11 protein-coding genes are annotated in these 15,114 nt (G+C 69.8%); 1 reads left to right on the forward strand and 10 read right to left on the reverse strand.

What is annotated here, in order from left to right:
• Window positions 1–7: 7 nt before the first annotated feature.
• The 3 genes from OG904_RS04990 to OG904_RS05000 form a co-directional block, all read right to left on the reverse strand.
• Window positions 8–952 (reverse strand): hypothetical protein, encoded by a 945-nt coding sequence (locus tag OG904_RS04990; RefSeq protein ID WP_405487770.1) that lies wholly within the window; start codon window positions 950–952, stop codon window positions 8–10.
• The gene (locus OG904_RS04995) at window positions 949–2,631 is read right to left on the reverse strand and encodes a stealth family protein (RefSeq protein ID WP_405497773.1); all 1,683 of its coding nucleotides are present in this window, start codon (window positions 2,629–2,631) and stop codon (window positions 949–951) included. The genes OG904_RS04990 and OG904_RS04995 overlap by 4 nt, the downstream gene beginning before the upstream one ends.
• Before the next feature lie 420 nt (window positions 2,632–3,051).
• On the reverse strand, window positions 3,052–4,173 hold the full coding sequence (locus OG904_RS05000; RefSeq protein WP_405487772.1) for a hypothetical protein: 1,122 nt from the start codon (window positions 4,171–4,173) through the stop codon (window positions 3,052–3,054).
• A 232-nt stretch (window positions 4,174–4,405) separates the two neighbouring features.
• Between OG904_RS05000 and OG904_RS05005 the strand changes: the two genes are divergently transcribed.
• Entirely contained in the window at window positions 4,406–5,494 is a 1,089-nt protein-coding gene (locus tag OG904_RS05005; protein WP_405487774.1) for an LCP family protein, read from the forward strand.
• Window positions 5,495–5,651: 157 nt separating this feature from the next.
• On the opposite strand, the gene OG904_RS05010 is transcribed toward OG904_RS05005, so the two are convergent.
• The 7 genes from OG904_RS05010 to OG904_RS05040 form a co-directional block, all read right to left on the reverse strand.
• Entirely contained in the window at window positions 5,652–6,170 is a 519-nt protein-coding gene (locus OG904_RS05010) for a GNAT family N-acetyltransferase (RefSeq protein ID WP_405487776.1), read from the reverse strand.
• A 20-nt stretch (window positions 6,171–6,190) separates the two neighbouring features.
• Window positions 6,191–7,705, reverse strand: a complete 1,515-nt coding sequence (locus tag OG904_RS05015) for an amino acid permease (protein ID WP_405487778.1) — start codon at window positions 7,703–7,705, stop codon at window positions 6,191–6,193.
• A 121-nt stretch (window positions 7,706–7,826) separates the two neighbouring features.
• Window positions 7,827–9,743, reverse strand: a complete 1,917-nt coding sequence (gene dxs / locus OG904_RS05020) for a 1-deoxy-D-xylulose-5-phosphate synthase (RefSeq protein WP_405487780.1) — start codon at window positions 9,741–9,743, stop codon at window positions 7,827–7,829.
• Window positions 9,744–9,995: 252 nt separating this feature from the next.
• Window positions 9,996–11,279 (reverse strand): sugar ABC transporter permease, encoded by a 1,284-nt coding sequence (locus OG904_RS05025; protein WP_405487782.1) that lies wholly within the window; start codon window positions 11,277–11,279, stop codon window positions 9,996–9,998.
• Window positions 11,276–12,064, reverse strand: a complete 789-nt coding sequence (locus OG904_RS05030; RefSeq protein WP_405487784.1) for an ATP-binding cassette domain-containing protein — start codon at window positions 12,062–12,064, stop codon at window positions 11,276–11,278. The genes OG904_RS05025 and OG904_RS05030 overlap by 4 nt, the downstream gene beginning before the upstream one ends.
• Window positions 12,065–12,227: 163 nt before the next feature.
• A complete protein-coding gene (locus OG904_RS05035; protein ID WP_405487786.1) occupies window positions 12,228–13,340 on the reverse strand; it encodes a substrate-binding domain-containing protein in 1,113 nt (370 codons plus the stop codon).
• 118 nt (window positions 13,341–13,458) lie between these two features.
• Window positions 13,459–14,673: an ROK family protein gene (locus OG904_RS05040; RefSeq protein WP_405487788.1), complete on the reverse strand. Its 1,215-nt coding sequence runs from the start codon at window positions 14,671–14,673 to the stop codon at window positions 13,459–13,461.
• Between the last annotated feature and the right edge of the window lie 441 nt (window positions 14,674–15,114).

Genomic DNA, 15,114 nt, shown 5'->3' on the forward strand with positions numbered 1-15,114 from the left:
CTCTTCCTCACCCGGCCGCGGTACTGCACGTGAACCGGAGGTTCCCGGCTGCCGTGTACCGCGATTCGACCATGATCAAATTCTCTGGACCGGGCGCCACCACGATCCTGCGCGCCGCGAAGACCTGCCGCGGGTCACGCACGTCGTGCAGCTTGCGGGCGACGCGCACGGAGCGGCGGCCCTCGGCGCAGAACAGCACGTCCCAGTGCTCGTTCCGGTCCCCCCCGGGACTCATCTCCGACAGCGGCACGCCCACGCGCCACACGCCGGGCTCCGCCTCGGCCGGCCAGGCGGTGATCCGGCGGCCCGACGCGGCGAACTCGCACCACGCGCCCTCGGCCTGCATGCCGAGGACACGGAAGTCCACCTGGATACCGGAATGCCCGATGTGCAGCTGGACGACCTCCACCCCCGGCTTCGGGGCACTACAGATGATACGTGCCTCGCCGGTGGCGCTGCGGACGATGCGGTGGCGGCGGCCGGTGACGGGCGAGAAGGTCATCGGCCCGGTCGCCCCGCCCTCGTGGACCGCGGGCAGGCTGCTCAGCATCAGCGGCAGGTTGCGCGCGGAGCGGCCGGCTCCGGTCCGCAGCCGCAGCTTCCAGCGGCCCGGGGTGACCGGCACCCCGCCCACCTCGGCGCCGAGCAGCACGGCGGCGTCCATCAGCACGCGGCCCTCGCGGTCGGTGCGGATGCGCGCGGGGACGGCGTGGCGGTTGCGGCCGCTGCCGAGGACGATCTCGGCGCTCTCCGGGATGCCGGCCGAGGCCGGCAGCTCGGCGTGCAGGTTGACCGTCTGCCCGTCGAGCACGGCGGCGTACAGCAGCAGCGCGGAGCGCTTGGCCCGCATCGGGAAGAGGACCGGGACGATCAGGTGCCAGACGCGGCGGGCGGCACTGAGCTTGAGGAGCCTCCTGCGCACGGCGCCGAGACGGCTTCGCAGGGCACTCATGCCTGTACACGTCCCAACTCGTTGACGCGTCGCACCGGAAGGCCGGTCGCGCCCGGTATCTCGTAGGGGCTGGGGACGGGGAAGTACGTCTCCAGGAAGGTGGCGACCATCCGCTCCTGAGCGTCCGGATCGGCGGGGACCACCGTGTCGTTGATGCAGAAGGTGTCGAAGTCGCGGCGTGCGACGAGCCGGTCCAGCCGCTGCTGGGCCAGGCCGTCGCCGATGTCGATGTACGTGTACCGCAGGTCCGCCACCGTCGCCCGGGCCGAGTGGTAGGCGTGGTAGTGGTGCAGCGAGGACGCGATCGGCACGTCGTGCGGGGAGCGGAAGTTCGCGTGCTGGGTGGTCCAGTGGGCCCGCTCGTAGACCTGCTCGATCTCGCCGAGGACGCTGCGCCGCAGGGCGTGCGGCGTGTGCTTCATCTTCTGGGAGATGAAGGTGCCGAACTGCTGGGAGATCAGGCTGCGGCTGTTGCGGCCGGCCGCGTTGACCGGGAGGTCCGCGTCGCCGTTGCGACTGGAGGGGATGAGGGCCTTGGACATGAAGAACTTGGTCAGGCCGTTGGGGTGGAAGAAGTGCCCGGGGTCCACCGGCCGGCCGAAGAACACGTCGTCGTTGAGGTAGAGGAAGTGTTCCGAGAGGCCCTCGATGTGGTGCAGCTGGCTCTCGATGGCGTGCGAGTTGAACGTCGGCAGCGCCGCGGGGTCGGTGAAGATCTCGCGGTGGTCGACCACGCGCAGGCCGGGGTACTCCGTGTTGAGCCAGCCGGGGGCCTGGCCGGCGGTGACCAGGTAGATGTTGCGCACCCAGGGGGCGTACTGGTGGATCGAGCGCAGGGAGTAGCGGAGCTCGTCGCGGCTCTTGAAGCGGGAGTCGTTGGCGGCCTGCTCGTGCAGGGGCGCGCCGGTGCTGCGGCCCGCGGTGCCGCGGGCGGCCTCCTTGGCGGCCCGCCAGACGGGGTCGGAGTCGTCGACCCACGTGTAGACGACGTCCACGGGGTAGAGGTGGTCGCCCGGGAGCGGGGCGGTGAACTCCGTCAGGGTGCGCGTCAGGCCGGTGGCGTAGAGCTGGGGGACGGGGCTGAAGAGCTTCTGCTCGGCCAGCCGGCGTTCGTCGCTGACCCCGGCGCTGGTCACGACGCTGTTGGGGCGCGGAGCCACGTACTCCCCGCCGTCCTGGGACCAGAACTCCAGCTCGACGCCGGACTCGGGCCCGAAGACGAGGTGGCCGGAGGGGTCGCAGACGTTCCACGCCAGGCGCAGCACCTTGGCGTGGCGGACCTTGCGCCAGGCGGCGGCGGTGGAGCCGGAGCGCATGTGGGCGCCGGCTCCCTCGCCGACGTAGCCGGGGTTGTGCCCGAAGCCGATCTGGAGGACCTCTTCCAGGTCATCGCGCCAGACGGAGGGGACGGCCACGCAGGGCAGCCTGTTGGCGGTGCCGCGTATGCAGAAGAAATCGATGTCCGCTTCTTCGAGCATGCTGACCAGCAGGTGCAGGTTGCGTGCGCGGGCGGCCCATTCGGTGGCGCCGGGCACGACGACGGCCCTGACGTGCTTGCCGCCCAGGCGTACGACGCGTATCGCGCCGCGGGCGCTGTGCCGGGCGCCCCGGGCGCGGCCGCCGAGGGCGCGGACCGCGAGGGCGGAGCGCAGCGAGTCGAAGGAGGCCAGGACCGCCATGACGCCCTGCCGCAGGGGGCGCGGCACTTTTCGGACGATCTTGCGGCGGGCTCGCACGGGCAGCAGTGACCGGTAGGACGCGACCAGCGCACTCGCCTCAGGATTCTTGAGGCTCACAGACTTCCGCACCATCCAAGCTCACGAGCACCGCCCACGCCCCTGGTGCCGCTGCCCCCGGGCCGTCCCTGTAAGAACCATGGCTGGAAGATGCCGAACGGTGCTGTCCCGTTCCAGCTGATCCAGCATTACTCAACCTTTACATGGGCCGTTACGAGGCGTCCATCAATGGCCAGTGTTTCCGGGAGGCCGTTACTGACCTGAAATGAACTTGCGGCATACCAGGGGTTTCGGTGTGGAGGCCATCACACTAAAGTCCGCTCCCAACTTCGGAGAAGCATGGGCGAAGAATGATCAACCCGGTCAGACCTGGACCGAGCGGTCCATTGCGAAGCCGCCCCCGGTGCCCTGCCGGGCGATCCGCAGCCCGCCGTCGGCATCGAGGAAGGCGACGACGACCCGCCCGAAGTGGTCGAGCGCGAGGGCCGGAGCCGCGGCGCACCACTCGCCGGTCGGCGCCCACCACACCCCGGCGCCCTCGTTCCCGGTGCCGAAGGCGCCGAGGACGACCTGGCCGTCCAGGCTCCGGTGGGCCAGGACCGTGCAGTCGTATCCGTCGATCGTCGTCCGCAGGGCCGCGATGCGGCCCTCGGCGGCGCTGCCGCCGAGCGGGATCATCCAGCCGCCGTCCCGGTAGGCCTGCAGGCCCGTGGTCGCGGGGTCGGTCCAGTAGTAGGTGGCCCGGCCCGGCGCCGTCTCGATCCCCGTGACGCTCTGCTCGGCCGGCACGACCGGCAGGTCCGGGGTGCGCGCCAGCGCCGCGTCGGCCTCCGGCTGGTAGCAGCGCATCGTCCCGGCCTCGTGGGGCACCAGGACCTCCATCGGCCCCGAAGCGAAGGGCACCGGGGCCATGTCGGACCGCACGCCCAGGCACTTGATGCCCTGCCAGGGGAGCCATTTTCCGGACGCCGACTCGCGGCGCACCGCGAGGGCGCCGGAGGCGTTGGCGAGGAAGACGAACGCCGCACCGTTCGCGGCGACCGAGACGACCGGGTTCCCGATGTACGGGGCGCGGGCCGGGTCGCGGTGCGGATTGCCCAGCGAGTTCCACTCACCGAGCGGCCGGCCGGTCTGGTACTGGATCGCGTGGGCGAGGTCGACGGTGTCGCCGGCCTTGCCCCGCACCGTGCGGCGGCCGACGAAGTGGACGAAGCCGTTCGGCCCCTGGGCCACCGACAGCGAGGCCACGTCCGGGGCGGCGAAGAAGTCCGGCCCCCGCCACTGCGGGCCGCCCGGTGTGATCTCGGTCCAGCGCAGCAGCCCGTCCGGGGTGCGCGCGTAGGCCGAGAGCAGGCCCTCGGGCCCCCGCATCAGCCAGCGGCCGTCGAGGACGGACGCGGGCCCGGCCGGGTCGGTTCCCCGGCCCTGTCCGGCATCTGTCCGCTCGGCGTCCCGCCGCACGCCGGCTCCCGACCTCGACCGCATGACGTTTGCCTCCAGCGTTTCGCGCGGGCCGCCGTCGGCCACACGGTGCGGATTGTAGTTCGAGGAACAGATGTGCCGTTCCTGGACCCGGGACGCACGCCAGTCTCAATATCTGTCTATAGTGCACGGTCAGCGTGGCATGAGCGGGCGTTCACCGACGCGCCCGGGATCCCGCCGCTCCAGCGCCCCGTACACCGCCCACGCCGGCCCCACGATTGAGGACTGAAGCAGGATGAGCCAGGACGTCCAGACACCGGACCGTCGTCAAGCCCCCGACACGACGGCCGGAAGGGGGCGCAAGCGCGTCCGCACCCGCGGCCAGCGCATCAGACGAATCGTCCTGGTGACGCTCCTGGTCCTGCTGCTCGCCGCGGGCGGCGCCGGCTGGTGGGCGTACAGCCACCTCAACGGCAACATCGACAGCGTCGACCTGGACCAGGCGATCGGTACGGACAACCGGCCGGCGAAGGTCCCGGACGGCGGTCAGAACATCCTCGTCCTGGGCTCCGACTCGCGCGCCGGCGCCAACGGCGAACTCGACCACGGCGATGTCAGCGGCTCCCGCTCGGACACCAACATGCTGGTGCACATACCCGAGGGCCGTAAGAAGGCCACCGCGATCAGCATCCCCCGTGACACCCTCGTCACCCGTCCCGACTGCAAGGACGAGAAGGGCAAGACGGTCGCCGGGGCCAAGCGCGTCATGATGAACAGCGTCATCGGGACCGCCGGCCCGGCCTGCGTGGTCAAGACCGTCGAGCAGATGTCCGGCATCCGCGTCGACCACCTGGTCAAGGTGGAGTTCGCCGGCTTCAAGGAGCTGGTTGACGCGCTCGGCGGAGTGACCGTCACCCTCGACAAGCCGATCAAGGGCGGCCTGAACCTGGACGCCGGCACGCACCGCCTGAACGGCACCGACTCCCTCAAGTTCGTTCGCACCCGCCACGGTTACGGCGACGGCAGCGACCTCGGACGCATCGACCTCCAGCAGAAGTTCATGCTGGCCATGCTGTCCGAGGTGAAGAACCAGGACGCCCTCGGCAACCCGGCCCGGCTCTACAAGCTCGCCGACGCCGGCACCAAGGCACTGACGACCGACTCCGAACTCGGCTCCCTCAAGGGCCTGTCGGACTTCGCCCAGAGCATGAAGGGCGTGGACCCCGACACCATGGAGACGATCATGCTGCCGGTCGCCTACGACAAGGTGGACCCCAACCGCGTCATCGCCGCCGAGCCGCAGTCCGGGCAGCTGTGGGAGGCCGTGCGCAACGACAAGCCGATCCCCGCCGCGGCGAAGAAGTCCCCGGCCACCGGCGGCTGACGGCCCCTCGGCACCCGACTCCGCGTCCCGGGGCCGGTCACGGACGGCCCTTCGGCCTCCGCGACCGGCCCCGGTGTCATGAGCGGGCCGGGTGCCATGCCGGTCCCGGTGCCATGGCGGTCCCGGTGCCCACGAGCCGCCGTGACCGGCCCCGTTGCTACGCGTCGGCGCCGTCCCCCAGCACCGCGCGCCAGTCGGAGCTCGCGTGCCACTGCCCCGGCGGGTACTCGAACCGCACCTCGCCGAGGAGCACGAAGCCCGCCGCGCGGCAGACCGCGTTGGACGCCGGGTGGTCCACGCCCGGGAAGGCGTGCAGGTGGCGGCGGGTGCCGTGGACTCCCGCGTGGGCGACGAGCGCCCGCGCCGCCCTGGCCGCGAGCCGCCGGCCCTGGAACTCGGGGAGGATGGCCCAGCCGGTCTCGTAGACCTCCTCCCCCTGCCAGACCCGCTCCCAGAAGCCGATGCTGCCCACGCTCTCGCCGTCGGCGACGACCCGGAACATGCGGCCCGCCGCCGGCTCCCGGGCGCTCAGCGCCAGGTACCGCCGGTGGCGGTCCTCCAGCTTGGCCATCGTCTCCGGCCCGCCGAGATGCTCGGTCATGGCCGGCTCGTTCTTGCGGAGCAGCAGCCAGAAGTCGTCTTCCGTCCAGGGCTCCAGTACCGCGGTGATCTCCATCCCCTCACCGTAGGAGACGGTCAGCGGCCCTCGCGTGCCGGGTTCGGGGTCATGCCCTCGCCCCGCCCCAGCCGGCTGTGCTGCTTCCCGTAGAGGAAGTAGACGAAGAAGCCGATGACCATCCAGATCCCGAAGCGCAGCCAGGTCTCGGCCGGCAGGTTCAGCATCAGCCAGACCGACGCGGCGATCGACAGGACGGGCACGAGCGGCACCCACGGGGTGCGGAAGGCCCGGTGCAGGTCGGGGCGGGTGCGGCGCAGGACCATCACGCCGAGTGCCACGACGACGAAGGCGAAGAGCGTACCGATGTTCACCAGCGTGGCCAGCTCGTTGATGCTGGTGAATCCGGCGACGATCGCGATGATCACGCCGAGCAGGATCGTCGGCCGGTAGGGGGTGCGGAACTTCGGGTGGGTCCGCGAGAAGAACCGCGGCAGCAGTCCGTCGCGGCTCATCGCGAAGAACACCCGGGTCTGGCCCAGCAGCAGGATCATGCACACGGTGGTCAGGCCCACCGCCGCGCCGAAGCTGATGATGCCTCCGTAGACCGGATGGCCGGCGGATTTGAAGGCGTCGGCCAGTGGGGCGCTGGTGGAGAGGTCCTTGTAGTTCTGCATGCCGGTCACCACGATCGAGACCGCCACGTAGAGCACGGTGCAGATGATCAGCGAGCCGAGGATGCCCCGCGGCATGTCCTTCTGCGGCAGCTTGGTCTCCTCGGCAGCGGTGGCCACCACGTCGAAGCCGATGAAGGCGAAGAAGACGACGGAGGCGGCGGTGAAGATGCCCATGACGCCGAAGTCGGTGGGGTCGTAGCCGAACAGCAGCTGGACCAGGGGGGCGTCCAGCCCGGAGCCGGCCTTCTGGGGCTGGGCCGGCGGGATGAACGGGTGGTAGTTGGACTTCGTGATGAAGAACAGGCCCGCGATGATCACGATGAGCACCACGGTGACCTTGATCGCCACGACGACCCCGGTGATCCGCGCGGAGAGCTTCACCCCGACGACCAGGATCACGGTGAGGACGAGGACCAGGACGAAGGCGAGCAGGTCGAAGGTGCCGCCCTGCACGTCGGGCCCCTGGAGGGCGGCCGGCAGGTGGATGCCCGCGTTGTCCATGAGCGAGCGGACGTACCCCGACCAGCCGACCGCGACGACCGCCGTGCCGAGCGCGAACTCCAGCACCAGGTCCCAGCCGATGATCCAGGCGGGCAGCTCGCCGATCGAGGCGTACGAGAAGGTGTACGCGGATCCGGCCACCGGAACGGTCGAGGCGAACTCGGCGTAGCACAGGGCGGCGAGCGCGCACACGATTCCGGCGGCCACGAAGGCGAGGGCGGTGGCGGGACCGGCGGTCTCCTTGGCGACCTTGCCGGTGAGGACGAAGATGCCGGTGCCGATGATGACGCCGACGCCGAAGACGGTCAGGTCCCAGGCCGAGAGCGATTTCTTGAGCGCGTGTTCCGGCTCTTCGGTGTCGAGGATGGACTGCTCGACCGATTTCGTGCGGAAGGGGCTGTTCAGATTCCTGCTCACCGACGCACCTCCCAGGAGAGACCGCATCGAAACGAGACGGGCCGGAAGGCCCACCCTTCAAGGGTGACCCTTCCGGCCCGTGCCGTGCAACCGCAGATGATCAGCCGCCGGGCGGCCGCCGTCAGTCGACGGTGGCGGCCGGCTCGCTGTCGTAGCGCCCGTCCAGTTTGGCCACCAGGCCGGTGACCTGCCGTGCGATGTCCGGGGCGGTCAGGCCGATCTCGGCCATGACCTCCTTGCGCGTGGCGTGGTCCAGGAACCGCTGCGGAATGCCGAAGTCCCGCAGGGGCACGTCGACTCCCGCGTCCCGCAGGGCCTGCGCGACGGCGGAGCCCACGCCGCCCGCTCGGCTGTTGTCCTCGACCGTGACGACCACGCGGTGGCGGTCGGCGAGCGGGGCCAGGGCCTCGTCCACCGGCTTGACCCAGCGGGGGTCGACCACGGTCGTGGAGATGCCCTGCTTGTCGAGGAGGTCGGCGATCTCCAGGCACATCGGGGCGAGCGCGCCGACCGAGACGAGCAGTACGTCCGGACGGGTGACCTCGTCGGCCGGACGGCGCAGTACGTCCATGCCGCCGATCCTGCCGACGGCCGGGACGGCCGGGCCGACGACGCCCTTGGAGAAGCGCACCACGGTGGGGGCGTCCTTGACCAGGACGGCCTCGTTCAGCTGGGCCCGCAGCTGCTCCGCGTCGCGCGGGGCGGCCAGCCGCAGGCCGGGGACGACCTGGAGGATGGACATGTCCCACATGCCGTTGTGGGAGGCGCCGTCGGTGCCGGTGACGCCGGCCCGGTCCAGGACGAAGGTGACTCCGCACTTGTGCAGGGCCACGTCCATCAGGACCTGGTCGAAGGCGCGGTTGAGGAAGGTCGCGTACACCGCGAAGACCGGGTGGGCGCCGCCGGTGGCCAGGCCCGCCGCCGAGGTGGCGCCGTGCTGCTCGGCGATGCCGACGTCGAAGATCCGGTCCGGGAAGGCGTCCGCGAACTTCTTCAGGCCGACGGGCTGGAGCATGGCCGCGGTGATGGCGACGATGTCCTTGCGCTCCTTGCCGAGCTTGACCATCTCGTCGGCGAAGACGGAGGTCCAGCTGGCGGCGTCGGTGGAGACGGGCAGGCCCGTGTCCGGGTGGATGACGCCGACCGCGTGGAAGCGGTCCGCCTCGTCCTGGACGGCCGGCTCGTAGCCCCGGCCCTTCTGGGTGAGGCAGTGCACGATGACCGGACCGCTGAAGCGCTTGGCGCGCTGCAGGGCGGACTCCAGGGCCTCGATGTCGTGGCCGTCGATGGGCCCGATGTACTTCAGGCCCAGGTCCTCGAACATGCCCTGCGGGGCGATGAAGTCCTTCAGGCCCTTCTTGGCGCCGTGCAGGGTCTCGTAGAGCGGCTTCCCGACGACCGGGGTGCGCTCCAGCAGGTCCTTGCCGCGGGCCAGGAAGCGCTCGTAGCCGTCCGTGGTGCGCAGGGTGGCCAGGTGGTTCGCGAGGCCGCCGATGGTGGGGCCGTACGAGCGCTCGTTGTCGTTGACGACGATCACCAGGGGGCGTTCCTTGGCGGCGGCGATGTTGTTCAGCGCCTCCCAGGCCATGCCGCCGGTGAGGGCCCCGTCTCCGATGACCGCGGCGACGTGGTGGTTCTCCTTGCCGAGCACCTCGTTGGCCTTGGCGATGCCGTCGGCCCAGCCCAGCACGGTGGAGGCGTGCGAGTTCTCGATCACGTCGTGCTCGGACTCGGCGCGCGAGGGGTAGCCCGACAGGCCGCCCTTCGTGCGCAGGCCGCCGAAGTCCTGGCGGCCGGTGAGCAGCTTGTGGACGTAGGCCTGGTGGCCGGTGTCGAAGAGGACCTTGTCCTTGGGCGAGTCGAAGACCCGGTGCAGGGCGATCGTGAGCTCGACCACACCGAGGTTGGGGCCGAGGTGCCCGCCGGTCTTGGAGACGGCGTCGACGAGGAAGGACCTGATCTCAGCGGCGAGCTGGTCGAGCTCCTCCTGGCTGAGCCGGTCCAGATCGCGCGGTCCCTTGATGCGGGTCAGCAGCACCCGTGCCTCCTTGCAGTTGCCAGCTGGTCTGTCGAGTCTAATGTTCCGCTCGCGGCGGGCATCATCGGGCGGCCCCGGTCGGGTCACACCTTTGTCATACCTGTACACACTGGTACGAGGTCACACCCACCAAACGGGCGTATACCCGTACAGGTCTACGTACATCTCTACGCACAGGTGCCCGGCGCCACACTGAGTGGCACCGGGCACTGTGACGGTTCTTACCGCCGGATCACGCTCCGAACGCGCCGATCAGGCGCGCCCGGCCGTCTTCTGCGTCTTGCGGGTGACCGAGTCGATCACCACGGTGGCGAGCAGTACGGCGCCGGTGATCATGTACTGGATCGGCGTCGCGATTCCCTCCAGGGCCAGACCGTACTGGATGGAGGTGATGACCATGACGCCGAGGAGGGCGTTCCAGGTCCGGCCGCGGCCGCCGAAGAGGCTGGTGCCGCCGATGACGGCCGCCGCGATCACGTTCATCAGCAGGTCGCCGGCTCCGGCGCTCTGGTTCGCCGCCGCGATCTTGGAGGCCCAGAAGAGGCCGCCGATCGCCGCGAAGGTGCCGGCGATCGCGAAGACCGTGATCCGGACCCGGTTGACGTTGATGCCGGCGCGGCGGGAGGCCTCGACGCTGCCGCCGAGCGCGAAGACCTGGCGGCCGAAGGTGGTGCGCCGCAGGACGAAGTCCGTGGCGACCAGGGCCAGCAGGAAGAGCACGACCGCGAGCGGCAGGCCCTTGTACTGGTTGAACACGACGGCGGGACCGAAGGTGAACACCGCGAGGAGGGCGGTGCGCAGCACGATCTCGCCGACCGGCCGGGAGGGCACCCCGGCGGCCTCGCGGCGCCGGGCGTCGAAGAACGTGGCGAGGAAGTACCCGACCACGGCGACGGCGGCGAGCCCGTAGCCGACGGCCACGTCCGAGAAGAAGTACGTGGTCAGCTTGCCGACCACGCCCTCGGAGTCGAGGTTGATCGTGCCGTTGCTGCCGAGGATCTGCAGCATGGCGCCGGACCAGAAGAGCAGGCCCGACAGGGTGACGGCGAAGGCCGGTGCGCCGATCTTGGCGAAGAAGAAGCCGTGGATGGAGCCGATCAGGGCACCCCCGGCGATCGCCGCGAGGATGGCCAGCCATTCGTTGACGCCGTGGGTGACCGCGAGGACCGCCACGATCGCGCCCGAGACGCCGCTGACAGAGCCGACCGAGAGGTCGATCTCGCCGAGCAGCAGGACGAAGATGATGCCGACCGCGATCATGCCGGTGGCCGTCATCGTGATCGCGATGTTGGTGAGGTTCTCGGGGCCGAGGAAGTTGGAGTTCAGGCTCTGGAAGATGCTCCAGATGATGATCAGGCCGAGGACGACGGGTACGGAACCCAGGTCGCCGGACTTGAGCTTGCGGCCGAACTCGCTCACGTACCCGGACAGCCCCTGCTCGCGCACGAGCAGCCGGGGGTCGACGGCCGGGATGGCGTCGTGCGCCGCGGCCGGGTTGACGGGGTCTATGTGCCCGGTCGGATTCTGGGTGCTCACTTGCGGGCCTCCCCTGTGCGGGCCGCCCGGCGGGTCACGGCGTTGTCCGTGGCCCCGGTGATGGCGGAGATGATCTCTTCCTGCGACGTGTCCTTCACGGAGAAGACGCCGTTGTTGCGGCCCAGCCGCAGGACGGCCACCTTGTCCGCCACGGCCTTCACGTCGGCCATGTTGTGGCTGATGAGGATGACGGCGTGACCGCGCTCGCGCAGCCGCTCGACCAGGTCGAGGACCTGGGCGGTCTGCTCGACGCCGAGGGCGGCGGTGGGCTCGTCGAGGATGACGAGCTTGGGCTCGCCCAGCATCGAGCGGGCGATCGCCACGGTCTGGCGCTGGCCGCCGGAGAGCGAGGCGATGGGAATGCGGACGCTCGGGATCCGGATGGACAGGGTGGTCAGGAGCTCGCGGGCGCGCCGCTCCATCTCCACCTCGTCCAGGGTCCCGCGCCGCTTCAGCTCGCGGCCCAGGAAGAGGTTGCCGACGACATCGATGTTGTCGCACAGCGCGAGGTCCTGGTAGACCGTCGCGATGCCCAGGTTCTGGGCGTCGTGGGGCTTGGTGATCGTGACCGGGCGGCCCTCCCACTCGATGACTCCGTCATCGATGGGGTGCACGCCGGCGATCGTCTTGACCAGCGTGGACTTACCGGCGCCGTTGTCGCCGACGAGGGCGACCACCTCGCCGGAGTGGATCTCGAGTTCTACGTCGGTGAGGGCCTGAACGGCGCCGAACCGCTTCGAGACCCCTCGCAACGCCAGTACGGGCGCAGCGGACACATGAACCATCTCCTTGCCGCCTGACCGGCGGGGATGTCGTGCAAAAGAGCAGGACCACGGGGGTATTGGGAAGAATCGTTTCTGTCCGGCGCCCCGCCGGTGGCGGGATGTGGAGGCGGGAGCGCCGGACAGGATTGGGGGGCCGGCTCGGCGAACCGAGCGGCCGGGGGCCTTACTTCAGGCCGTCGGCCGCGCAGGCGGCCGTGTACTTGTCGGTGCAGATCTCGTTGGCCGAGTACACGTTGTCGCGGATGACGGTGTCCTTGACGTTGTCCTTGGTCAGCGAGACGACCGGGATCAGCAGGGACGGAACCTGCTTGGTGGTGGGGCTGTCGACCTTGGCGGTGGCGACGGTCGCGATCGAGTCGCCCTTGGCGAGGGCCACGGCCATCTTCGCGGCAGCCTCGGCCTCGGGGGCGTACGGCTTGTAGACGCTCATGAACTGCTCGCCCGCGACGATCCGCTGCACACCGGCGAGTTCGGCGTCCTGGCCGGTGACCGGCGGCAGGGGGTTGGCGCCGGCCGCCTTGAGGGCGGTGATGATGCCTCCGGCCATGCCGTCGTTGGCGGAGTAGACGCCGATGACCTTGTCCTTGCCGAGCGCCGAGAGCGCGGCCGCCATGTTGGTGTTGGCGTTCTCCGGCTTCCACTCGACCGTGTCGTACTCCTTGCCGATGTTCACCTTGCCGTCGAGGACGGAGTGGGCGCCCTTCTTGAACAGGGCGGCGTTCGGGTCGGTGACGGACCCGTTCATCATGACGATCTGGCCGTCCTTGGCCTTGTCGCCCAGGGCCTCCAGGAGCGCCTTGCCCTGGACCTTGCCGACCTCTTCGTTGTCGAAGGAGGTGTAGGCGTCGATCGGGCCCTCGGCGAGGCGGTCGTAGGCCACGACGGGGATGCCCGCGTCCTTGGCCTTCTTGACCGAGCCCGCGATGGCCTTGGAGTCCACCGCGTCGATGATCAGGACGTTCACCTTGTTGGTGATCATCGTGTCGACCTGGTTGCTCTGCGTGCCCGCGTCCTGCTTGGCGTTGGCGTAGACGACCTCGCCCTTGCCCGCGGTGAGGTCCTTGACGGCCTTCTCGATGAGCGGCTTGTCGAACTTCTCGTAACGCGCGGTCTGGTTCTCCGGCAGGAGCAGGCCGACCTTGATCGCGTTGCCCTTGACGGCGGCGGTCGAGTCCTTCTTGTCCCCGGACTCCTTCGCACTGCCGCAAGCGGCCAGCGAGACGGCCATGGCGCCGGCGGCAACAGCTACGGCGGCTCTGCGCATCTGCGTGTTCATTACTTGAACCTCCCTGACGAGGCCGCAACGCTGCGGCCGAGGTGGATGTGAGTCAACCCCGGCCGCAAGTTTGCCGTCAAGGAGTGAATCCTTAACGAGATGACAACGGTGCCATCCGTTATCTAACTGAAGACAAGACGGCTGGTGCTCGCACTCCACTGCCATTTTCCGTCAAAAGCGTCGAATCGCCCATCTCACTCAGTACGAGGGCCAGGGCTCCCAGCACCTCGGCGCGCCCGCCCAAGGACCCCGTGAGCACCGACAACTGCCGGGCCGCACTGGGAATCGCGTACCTCCCCACGGATTCACGGATGGGCGCCAGCACCAGTTCACCCGCGTCCGCGAGCGAGCCGCCCAGGACCACCCGGCTCGGGTTCAGGAGGTTGCACAGACTGGCCACGCCGCTGCCGATGTGACGGCCCACGTCGGTGATGACCCGGCGGCAGCCGGGGTCCCCGTCCCGGGCCAGCTCGACCACCCGCTCCATCGTCAACTCCGCTCCGTGGCTGCTCTGCAGGAGCGGCAGCACGTACCGGGCGGCGGCGAAGGTCTCCAGGCAGCCGCGGTTGCCGCAGCGGCAGACCGGGCCCGATTCGTCCAGGGTGATGTGCCCGATCTCGCCGGCCGTGCCGCCGGGTCCCCGGTAGATCTGGCCGTTGATCACGAGCCCGGCGCCCACCCCGCTGGCCACCTTGATGTAGGCCAGATCTTTCACTCCCCGGCCGCTCCCCCAAACGAGTTCACCGAGGGCTCCGAGGTTCGCGTCGTTGTCCACGTACACGGGCACGCCGAGGCGCTGCGAGAGCTCGCGCCGCGGGTTGATCCCCGCCCAGCCCGGCAGGATCGCGGTGGAGCCGAGGGTGCCCGACTCCAGGTCGATGGGGCCGGGGACGCCGAGCCCCACGCCGATGACCTTGTCGCGGCCGACCCCGATGCCCGCGATCAGCCGTCCCACCAGGGCTTCCGCCCGGTCGAAGCCGTCCACCCAGGAGGCGTCCACGTCCAGCGGCTCGGACTCCTCGGCCAGCACCTGGTGCGCGAGGTTGCCGACGGCCACCCGCAGGTGGGTGTGGCCGAAGTCGACGCCGATCACGATGCCCGCGTCACCACTGAGGGAGACGCTGCGGGCCCGCCGGCCGCCGGCCGAGGTGTCCGTGACCTCGACGGTCCCGGCCTCCTTGAGCTCCCGGACGATGTTGGAGACCGTGGCCGCCGACAGTCCGGTGGTCCGGGCGATCTCCGCCTGGGTCAGCGAACCCGCGAGCCGCACCGCCCGTACGACGCGCTCCAGATTCGCGCGATGCAGTGAAGACTGCGATCCGGGAGTCTGCACGACTCATCCACTCCTGCCCATAAGCAACGGCAAGCCGTCGCCCCCCGGCCGGGGCCGTCAGCGGCTGCATGCCCCGACTGACACGAGACCCCGGCGTCTCTCCAACTTGTGAACCTTAAGTCGAGCCTTTGCGCATCCAGACGTCAAGAGGCCGACGCAGTACGAATCGGGCACTACCGGTCATAAGTATGAGAGAAACCTCCATCCACATCGTGCTACGGTCGCCGTGGCGCTGGTCTTCGCGGCCTTCAACGGGCTCGCAAGAGCGGACCGGGCGCCCCCTGTAATGACAGCGCTACGCAAGGAGGTGTTCGGGATGAGTCCCGATCGAAGTCCTTGCAGCGCTCTCTTCGGCTGAGCCCTTCTGAGGTTCCGGCCCTTCTTCGAGTGTGCACGGCCGTGGCCCCGCGTCGCCCCCGTGCGTTCCTGCATTCATCTTCG

The sequence above is a fragment of the Streptomyces sp. NBC_00096 genome (assembly GCF_045041305.1).
Lineage (GTDB): Bacteria > Actinomycetota > Actinomycetes > Streptomycetales > Streptomycetaceae > Streptomyces.

Excerpts from the sequence above, each read along its gene's own strand:
- OG904_RS04990 (WP_405487770.1), bottom strand. The coding sequence starts at position 952 with ATGAGTGCCCTGCGAAGCCGTCTCGGCGCCGTGCGCAGGAGGCTCCTC.
- OG904_RS04995 (WP_405497773.1), bottom strand. The coding sequence starts at position 2,631 with ATGGCGGTCCTGGCCTCCTTCGACTCGCTGCGCTCCGCCCTCGCGGTC.
- OG904_RS05030 (WP_405487784.1), bottom strand. The coding sequence starts at position 12,064 with ATGGTTCATGTGTCCGCTGCGCCCGTACTGGCGTTGCGAGGGGTCTCG.
- OG904_RS05005 (WP_405487774.1), top strand. The coding sequence starts at position 4,406 with ATGAGCCAGGACGTCCAGACACCGGACCGTCGTCAAGCCCCCGACACG.
- OG904_RS05010 (WP_405487776.1), bottom strand. The coding sequence starts at position 6,170 with ATGGAGATCACCGCGGTACTGGAGCCCTGGACGGAAGACGACTTCTGG.
- OG904_RS05000 (WP_405487772.1), bottom strand. The coding sequence starts at position 4,173 with ATGCGGTCGAGGTCGGGAGCCGGCGTGCGGCGGGACGCCGAGCGGACA.
- OG904_RS05035 (WP_405487786.1), bottom strand. The coding sequence starts at position 13,340 with ATGAACACGCAGATGCGCAGAGCCGCCGTAGCTGTTGCCGCCGGCGCC.